General features: G+C 67.9%; 7 protein-coding genes. 6 read left to right on the forward strand and 1 reads right to left on the reverse strand.

Going from position 1 to position 8,298, the window contains the following annotated elements:
- The 6 genes from dld to PKD06_RS12550 form a co-directional block, all read left to right on the forward strand.
- A partial coding sequence (dld, locus tag PKD06_RS12525; RefSeq protein ID WP_324380522.1) for a D-lactate dehydrogenase occupies nucleotides 1–1,270 on the forward strand: 1,270 nt, incomplete at its 5' end.
- A gap of 382 nt (nucleotides 1,271–1,652) precedes the next feature.
- On the forward strand, nucleotides 1,653–3,341 hold the full coding sequence (locus PKD06_RS12530) for an L-lactate permease (RefSeq protein ID WP_324380523.1): 1,689 nt from the start codon (nucleotides 1,653–1,655) through the stop codon (nucleotides 3,339–3,341).
- Between the two features lie 7 nt (nucleotides 3,342–3,348).
- Nucleotides 3,349–4,116: a (Fe-S)-binding protein gene (locus tag PKD06_RS12535; protein ID WP_324380524.1), complete on the forward strand. Its 768-nt coding sequence runs from the start codon at nucleotides 3,349–3,351 to the stop codon at nucleotides 4,114–4,116.
- A 1-nt stretch (nucleotide 4,117) separates the two neighbouring features.
- Nucleotides 4,118–5,536 (forward strand): lactate utilization protein B, encoded by a 1,419-nt coding sequence (locus tag PKD06_RS12540; RefSeq protein WP_324380525.1) that lies wholly within the window; start codon nucleotides 4,118–4,120, stop codon nucleotides 5,534–5,536.
- Nucleotides 5,533–6,207, forward strand: coding sequence for an LUD domain-containing protein (locus PKD06_RS12545; RefSeq protein ID WP_324380526.1), 675 nt, complete (start codon nucleotides 5,533–5,535; stop codon nucleotides 6,205–6,207). Before PKD06_RS12540 ends, PKD06_RS12545 begins: the two co-directional genes overlap by 4 nt.
- 58 nt (nucleotides 6,208–6,265) lie before the next feature.
- Nucleotides 6,266–7,342: a tartrate dehydrogenase gene (locus PKD06_RS12550; protein ID WP_324380527.1), complete on the forward strand. Its 1,077-nt coding sequence runs from the start codon at nucleotides 6,266–6,268 to the stop codon at nucleotides 7,340–7,342.
- Between the two features lie 104 nt (nucleotides 7,343–7,446).
- Here PKD06_RS12550 and PKD06_RS12555 read toward each other — a convergent pair.
- A partial coding sequence (locus tag PKD06_RS12555; RefSeq protein WP_324380528.1) for a sodium:proton antiporter occupies nucleotides 7,447–8,298 on the reverse strand: 852 nt, incomplete at its 5' end.

Here is an 8,298-nt window from a genome sequence, read left to right on the forward strand (position 1 = left end):
CTCCTCCTGCATCGGGGCCTCGGTGCTGGGCGGCATCTGCAACAATTCGGGCGGAGCCCTGGTCCAGCACGGGCCAGCCTATACGGAGATGAGCCTCTATGCGGAGATACGCGAGGACGGCTCGGTCGCGCTCGTCAATCACCTCGGGCTCGATCTCGGCGAGGAGCCCGAGGAGATCCTCGCGCGGATCGAGCGCGGGGACCTGCCCGCTCCCGCCCCGACCAATGCCTGGGCGTCGGACCGCGAATATGGCGCCCATGTCCGCGACATCGAGGCCGACACGCCGGCCCGCTTCAACGCCGATCCCCGCCGCCTGCGCGAATCCTCAGGCTGCGCGGGGAAGCTCGCCGTCTTCGCCGTCCGCCTCGACACCTTCGAGGCGGAGAAGGAGACGGCCGTCTTCTATATCGGCACGAACGATCCGGCCGAGCTGACGGAGATCCGCCGCCACATCCTGGGCCAGTTCCAGAGCCTGCCGATCGCGGGCGAATATATCCACCGCGAAGCCTATGACGTCGCCGCGCGATACGGCAAGGACACCTTCCTCTTCATTCGCAAGGCCGGGACCGACCGGATGCCGGCCTTCTTCTCCGCCAAGGCGCGCTTCGACGCGCTGACCGAGCGGCTGGGGCTCGGCACGAGCGTCTCGGACCGCCTCGCGCAGGCCGTGGCGGGGCTCGCGCCGCAGCACCTGCCCGCGCGGATGAACGACTTCCGCGACCGCTACGAGCATCACCTGCTGCTGCGCATGGGCGGGGCGGGCATCGCCGAGGCGCGGGACTATCTCGCCTCCATCTTCCCCTCGGCCGGCGGCGACATGTTCGAATGCACGCCGGACGAGGGCACGGCCGCCTTCCTGCATCGCTTCGCGGTGGCGGGAGCCGCGGTGCGCTACCGCGCCGTCCATGCCCGGGAGGTCGAGGACATCGTCGCCCTCGACATCGCGCTGCGCCGCAACGACCGCGACTGGGTCGAGCATCTTCCGCCCGAGATCGAGGCGAAGATCGAGAAGAAGCTCTATTACGGTCATTTCTTCTGCCACGTCTTCCACCAGGACTACGTGGTGAAGAAGGGCCATGACTGCCTCGCGGTGGAGCACGAGATGTGGGCTCTGCTCGACGAGCGGGGCGCCGAATACCCGGCCGAGCACAATGTCGGCCATCTCTACCGCGCCAAGCCGGAACTGGCCGGGTTCTACCGCAAGCTGGACCCCACCAACACGCTCAATCCCGGCATCGGCCAGACCTCGAAATGCGCCCACTGGCACTAAAGTATGATCCGAAAAAGTGGATCCCGGTTTTTTCGAAAAGATCATGCTCAAACAAAAGGATAGAGCGTGATGGCGGTTCGACGAAGCGTCATCACGCTCTAGCGGCGCCGGATCGGGGCGGCTCGCCGTCCTGATCCGTCGACTCCCGCAACCCGTCGTTTACCATGCCCGCTCGGTCCCGCCGGGCGGCATGGTTCAGCCTGCAACCGACACAAGAAAAGGGAGGGTCAAGAGGGGAATGGAATTCCACCATGCCTGAGGGCCGGCCTCCATGCGGGGCGGCATCCGACCGGCGCCAGTCACTCACCGCTTCATTTCTGCAACCGCGCCCGCGAGCCGGCCCGGCCGCCTTGCCGTGCGCATTCCGAACAAGGAACGTCTCATGATCTGGTCACAGGTATATGACCCGTTCGGCAACATGCTGTTTTCAACAGTTGCCGCCGCCATCCCCGTCCTGGTTTTGCTGGGCGCGATCGGCATCTTCGAGATGAAGGCCCATCTCGCCGCGATGCTGGGCCTCGTCGCCGCCCTCCTCGTCGCCGTGGTCGGCTTCGGCATGCCCGCCGGCCTCGCCGGCATGTCCGCCGTCTACGGCGCGGCCTTCGGGCTGATGCCGATCGGCTGGATCATCCTCAACGTCATCTTCCTCTACCAGCTGACGAACGAGAAAGGCGAGTTCGACGTCTTGCGGCTCAGCATCCGCAACATCTCGGACGACCGCCGGATGCAGCTCCTGTTCATCGCCTTCAGCTTCGGCGCCTTCTTCGAGGGTGCGGCGGGCTTCGGCACGCCGGTCGCCGTCACCGCGGCCATGCTGATGGGGCTCGGCTTCTCGCCGCTCTCGGCCGCGGGCCTGTGCCTGATCGCGAACACCGCGCCCGTCGCCTACGGCGCGCTCGGCACGCCGGTCATCGCGCTCGCCGCCGTCACCGGGCTCGACCTGCACGAGCTTTCGGGCATGATCGGCCGCCAGCTGCCGCTCTTCTCGCTCATCGTGCCGTTCTGGCTGATCTGGGCCTTCGTCGGCTTCCGCCGCATGATGGAGGTCTGGCCGGCGCTGCTCGTCGCGGGCGGCAGCTTCGCCATCCCGCAATATCTCGTCTCGAACTTCCACGGACCCTGGCTGGTCGACATCGTGGCCGCGCTCGTCTCGATGGTCTGCCTCGCCCTGTTCCTGCGCGTGTGGCACCCGAAGAACGCCATCACCGAGCCGCCGCGCGACTGGTCGTCCGACGAGGTCGCCGACGAGCACAAGGAGGTGTCCGAGGAGGCGCTCGCGTCGCGGTCCGTGGTCAAGGCTTGGATGCCGTGGGTCATCCTCAGCGTCTTCGTCTTCCTCTGGGGCGTGCCGCAGATCAAGGGGATGCTCGACGCGATCTGGGCCCCGAAATTCCCGGTTCCGGGCCTGGACGGCCTCGTCCAGAAGGTTCCGCCCGTCGCGACGGTGGCTCATGTGGAGCGCGCGGTCTTCGGCTTCAACGTGCTGTCCATGACGGGGACCGGCATCCTGCTCGCGGCCATCGTGTCGGGGCTGATGCTGGGCTACGGTCCGATGGCCCTCGTGAGAGCATATGGGCGCACCTTCTGGATGATCCGCTACTCGCTGATCACCATCGCCTGCATGCTCGCGCTCGGCTACGTCACCCGCTATTCCGGCGTCGATGCGACGATGGGCCTGGCCTTCGCCAATACCGGCTGGCTCTATCCCTTCTTCGGCACGCTGCTGGGCTGGCTCGGCGTCGCGGTCACGGGCTCCGACACGGCGTCGAACGTGCTCTTCGGCGGCTTGCAGAGGGTGACGGCGCAGCAGCTCAACCTGAACCCGGTGCTGATGGCGGCCGCCAATTCCTCGGGCGGCGTGATGGGCAAGATGATCGACGCGCAGTCCATCGTCGTCGCCTCGACCGCGACCAAGTGGTACGGCCGCGAAGGCTCGATCCTGCGCTTCGTGTTCTTCCACTCGATCGCGCTCGCCGCTCTGGTCGGGCTGCTCGTCCTGGCGCAAGCCTACGTGCATCCCTTCACGAAGCTGGTGCCCGAGGTCACCCCCATCGCCGCTCCAGCGAAGTGAGGTCGCCATGTCCGGACAGCCGAACCCTCGCGTAGGTTTTTTCGTCACCTGCCTCGTCGACGCGATCCGTCCCGGGATCGGCTTCGCCGCCATCCAGCTTCTGGAAGAAGCCGGATGCACGGTCGAGGTGCCGCAGCAGCAGACATGCTGCGGCCAGCCCGCCTTCAACAGCGGGGACGATGCCGACGCCGCACGGCTGGCGCGCCAGACGGTCGCGGCGCTGGAGCCCTACGACTACGCCGTGCTGCCCTCGGGCTCCTGCGCGGCGACGATCCGGCACGGCTATCCGGACCTCCTGGCGGGCGACCCGAAATGGGCCGCCCGCGCCGCCGCCGTCGCGGCGAAGACCCATGAGATCACCAGCTTCCTGGCCGATGTCATGGGCTATGTTCCAGAAGGGCGGAGGCTGAATGCCTCCGCCACCTATCACGACAGCTGCTCGGGCCTCCGGGAGATGGGCGTCGCGGCGCAGCCGCGCGCCCTCCTCTCCCATGTCGAGGGGCTCGAGATGCGTGCGCTCGAAGGGAACGACGTCTGCTGCGGCTTCGGCGGCACCTTCTGCGTGAAATATTCGGCGATCTCGAACGCGATCGTCGGCGAGAAGGCCGAGGCGATCGAGCGCACGGGCGCCGATCTCCTGCTCGCGGGCGATCTCGGCTGCCTGATGAACATGGCGGGCAAGCTGCACCGGCAGGGCGCGAAGACCCGCTGCTTTCATACGGTCGAGGTGCTGGCGGGCTGCGCCGACGGCCCGGCCATCGGTGAGGAGACCTGACATGCACGCAGCCCCGCAAGCCTCCTTCAAGGCCCGCACCACGGCCGCCCTCGCCGACCGCACGCTGAAGCTCGCGATCGATCGCACCACCGGCAATGCCGAGAGGAAGCGCGCCGCGGCGGTCTCGGCCTTTCCCGAATTCGAGGCCGCCCGCGAGCGCGGGCGCGCGATCAAGAACCACGTGATCGCCCATCTCGATTATTATCTTGAGATGTTCGAGCGCAACGCCACGGCCTCGGGCGCCAAGGTCCATTGGGCCGCCGACGATGCCGAGGCCCGTGCCATCGTCACACGCATCTGCCTGGACGCGAAGGCGAAGCTCGTCACCCGCTCGAAATCCATGCTGGGCGAGGAGATCGGCCTGCCCCACGCCCTCGCCGATGCGGGGATCGAGCGGGTCGAGACGGACCTCGCCGAGCACATCATCCAGCTCGCGGGCGATCCGCCCTCGCATATCGTCTGGCCCGCGATGCACCGCACGCGCGAGCAGGTGGCGGAACTCTTCAAGACGGGCCACCACCCGCCCCCCGCCGCCGACGATCCCGCGACCATGGTGCAGAGCGCCCGGCGCGAATTGCGGGCCAAGTTCCTCTCCGCCGATATCGGCATCTCCGGCTCGAATTTCCTCGTGGCGGATACGGGGGCGACCTGCACCGTCACCAACGAGGGCAATGCCGAACTCACCACCACGCCGCCGCGCATCCACATCGTGACGGCGGGGATCGAGAAGATCGTGCCCTCGACGGCGCATGCCTTCGCGCTGCTGCGGCTCCTCGTGCGCTCGGCCACCGGCGGGGAGCTGACGCAATACACGACCTTCCATTGCGGCCCGCGGCGCCCCGGCGATGCCGACGGACCGGAGGAGATGCATATCGTGCTGGTCGATAACGGCCGCACGGGGATGCTGGCCGACGAGTTCCGGGAGATGCTGCGCTGCATCCGCTGCGGTGCCTGCATGAACCATTGCGTCGTCTATCGCCAGATCGGCGGCCACGCCTATGGCGGCACCTATCCCGGCCCGATGGGCTCGGTCCTGACGCCGGTCCTGTCGGGCCTCGAGAAGTCGCGCGACCTGCCGAACGCCTGCACCATGAACGGGCGCTGCGGGGAGGTCTGCCCGGTCGGCATCCCGCTGCCGACGCTGCTGCGCGCCTGGCGCGTCCGAAGCTGGCGCGAGAGGCTGGAGCCCGGCCCCGTGCGCATGGGAATCGGCCTCTGGGCGCAGGTGGCGCGGCGTCCCGCGCTCTATCGGCTGGCGAGCCGGATCGGGGTGCGGGCGCTGCGGCTCTTCGGCCGGGGCGGCTGGATCACGAGCCTGCCGCTGGCGGGAGGCTGGACGCAATACCGCGACCTGCCCCGCCCGCCCGGCCGCACCTTCATGGAGCAATACCGGGCCACCCGGAAGGAGACACGTCCATGACTGCGCGCGACGGCATCCTCGCCGCCATCCGCAAGGGCCTCGGCACCCCGCCGGGGCCCGGCACCCTGCCGCAATCCCCCGCCGCCATCGCCGCCGAGGCTGCCTCGCTGCTGAAAGAGCCGGACACGACGCGCCCGCGCCTCGCCGCCGCGACCCTGCCGGACGCCTTCGCGACCAAGGCCGGCGCCCTTGGCACGACCATCGACCGCGTGGCCTCCATGGCCGAGATCCCGCAGGCCGTGCGCCGCTATCTCGACGGCCATGGCCTGTCCTCTTCCGTCGCGCTTCAGGCCGACCCGGAACTGGAGTCGCTCGACTGGGCGGGGCTCTCCCCCCATGCCTCGCTCGCGCCGGACGAGCCGGCGGCGGTCGGGCTGGCCCTGTGGGGCATCGCCGAAAGCGGCTCCCTCGTGATCCATTCCGGGCCGCAGACGCCGATCCTGCTGTCCTTCCTTCCGCTGCATCATATCGTCGTGCTGCGCGAGGAGACGCTGCTGCCCTATCTGGAGGATTACGCCGCGAAGCTTGCCGGGACCGCCGTTCCGCGCAACGTCGTCCTGATCACGGGGCCGAGCGGCACGACGGATATCGAGGGGAGCTATGTCCGCGGCGCCCACGGCCCGGGCTATCTTCATGTGATCTTGGTCTCCCCGTCCCGGAGGCCGTCGTGAACCACGCGATTGACCGGAGCCTCGCGATGGTCGATGCCGCCGGCATGGGGAGGTTCGAATGACCGGAGCAAAGAGCTATCGCATCGCCGTCGTGCCGGGCGACGGGATCGGCAAGGAGGTCGTGCCCGAGGGCGTGCGCGTGCTCGAGGCCGCCGCGAAGCGCCACGGCATCGATCTCGGGTTCGACTGGTTCGATTTCTCCTCCTGGGAATATTACGAGAAGCACGGCCGCATGCTGCCGGAGGACTGGAAGGAGCGGATCGGCGGCCACGACGCGATCTATTTCGGCGCGGTCGGACGCCCCGACAAGATCGCCGACCATGTCTCGCTCTGGGGATCGCTGCTGCTCTTCCGGCGCGAATTCGACCAGTATATCAACCTGCGCCCCGTGCGGCTGATGCCGGGCGTCCAGTGTCCGCTCGTCGGCCGGAAGCCCGGCGACATCGATTTCTGGGTCGTGCGCGAGAATACCGAGGGCGAATATTCCGCGATCGGCGGCCGCGCCTTTCCGGGGACGGATCGCGAATTCGTGCTCCAGGAATCGGTCTTCACCCGGGTCGGCGTCGACCGGGTGCTCGATTTCGCCTTCAAGCTCGCCCAGAGCCGGCCGAAGAAGCACCTCACCGCCGCCACCAAGTCCAACGGCATCTCGATCTCGATGCCCTATTGGGACGAGCGCGTGGAGGCGATGGCGGCGAAGTTCCCGGACGTGAAATGGGACAAGTACCACATCGACATCCTCACGGCGAATTTCGTGCTGCACCCGGATTGGTTCGACGTGGTCGTGGCCTCGAACCTCTTCGGCGACATCCTCTCCGATCTCGGCCCGGCCTGCACGGGCACGATCGGAATCGCGCCTTCGGGCAACATCAATCCGGAGGGCGATTTCCCCTCCGTCTTCGAGCCGGTCCACGGCTCGGCGCCGGACATCATGGGACAGGGCATCGCCAATCCGATCGGCCAGATCTGGTCCGGCGCGATGATGCTGGAGCATCTGGGCGAGGCGGAGGCCGCGCGCGACATCGTCGGCGCCATCGAGCGCGTCCTCGCCGAGCGCACCCTGCGCACGCGCGATCTCGGCGGCAACGCCGACACCGTCACCTGCGGCAAGAACGTGGCCGAGGCCCTCGGCTAGAGCATGATCCCAAAAAGTGGATGCCGGTTTTTGGAAAAGATCATGCTGAAATGAAAAGTCAGAGCGCGACGGCGCTTCGGCGAAGCGCCGTCGCGCTCTGACGCTCACAGGAAGAAGATCAGCGTCACCAGGAGGAAGGTCGGGATCAGGATCGCGCCCGACCAGGCCATGTAGCCGAAGAAGCTCGGCATGCGCACGCCGCTCTGGCGGGCGATGGCGTAGACCATGAAGTTGGGCGCGTTGCCGATATAGGTATTGGCGCCCATGAACACCGCGCCCGCCGAGATGGCGGCGAGCGTTCCGGCGAGCGGTCCCGCGAGACGCTGCGGATCGCCGCCGGCCAGCTCGAAGAAGACGACATAGGTCGGCGCGTTGTCGAGGACCGAGGACAAGAGGCCCGTCATCCAGAAATAGGCGGCCTCGATCGGCGTGCCGTCCGGGCGCGTCACCAGCGAGAGCAGCGGCGCGAAGATCCCCTCCCGCCCCGCCCCGAGCGCCGCGACGACCGGGACGAGGCAGACGAAGATGGCGGCGAAGATCGTCGCCACCTCCTTGATCGGACCCCAGGTGAATTCGTTGGCGATCCGGTTCGCCTTCGGCGTGAGGGCGAGCGAGGCGAGGCCGAGCGCCACCATCATGCCGTCGCGCATGAGGTTCTGCGCTTCGAGCTTCACGCTTCCGATCTCGACGGCGAGGCCCGGCCGCCAGATTCCCGAGAGGAGGATGGCCCCGACGAGGAGGGCGAGAAGGACGAGATTGACGCTTCCGCGCAGGTGCAGGCGCGAATCCGGCGTCGGGTCGCGGGGCGGGGCCTCGTCGTCGCGCGCGAAGATCGTCCGGTCGAGGAGGTAGAACAGCGCGAGCAGGATGGCGGCGACGAACAGCGTCTTGGCCAGAAGATGCACCGTCGGCCAGAAGAACGGGACCCCGCGCAGGAAGCCGAGGAACAGCGGCGG

Source organism: Enterovirga sp. (genome assembly GCF_035325185.1).
In the GTDB taxonomy this organism is placed as follows: Bacteria; Pseudomonadota; Alphaproteobacteria; order Rhizobiales; family Beijerinckiaceae; genus Enterovirga.

What these genes read in the sequence shown, in the direction of transcription:
- PKD06_RS12550 (WP_324380527.1), top strand. Translation starts at nt 6,266, where the DNA reads ATGACCGGAGCAAAGAGCTATCGCATCGCCGTCGTGCCGGGCGACGGG.
- PKD06_RS12535 (WP_324380524.1), top strand. Translation starts at nt 3,349, where the DNA reads ATGTCCGGACAGCCGAACCCTCGCGTAGGTTTTTTCGTCACCTGCCTC.
- PKD06_RS12540 (WP_324380525.1), top strand. Translation starts at nt 4,118, where the DNA reads ATGCACGCAGCCCCGCAAGCCTCCTTCAAGGCCCGCACCACGGCCGCC.
- PKD06_RS12545 (WP_324380526.1), top strand. Translation starts at nt 5,533, where the DNA reads ATGACTGCGCGCGACGGCATCCTCGCCGCCATCCGCAAGGGCCTCGGC.
- PKD06_RS12530 (WP_324380523.1), top strand. Translation starts at nt 1,653, where the DNA reads ATGATCTGGTCACAGGTATATGACCCGTTCGGCAACATGCTGTTTTCA.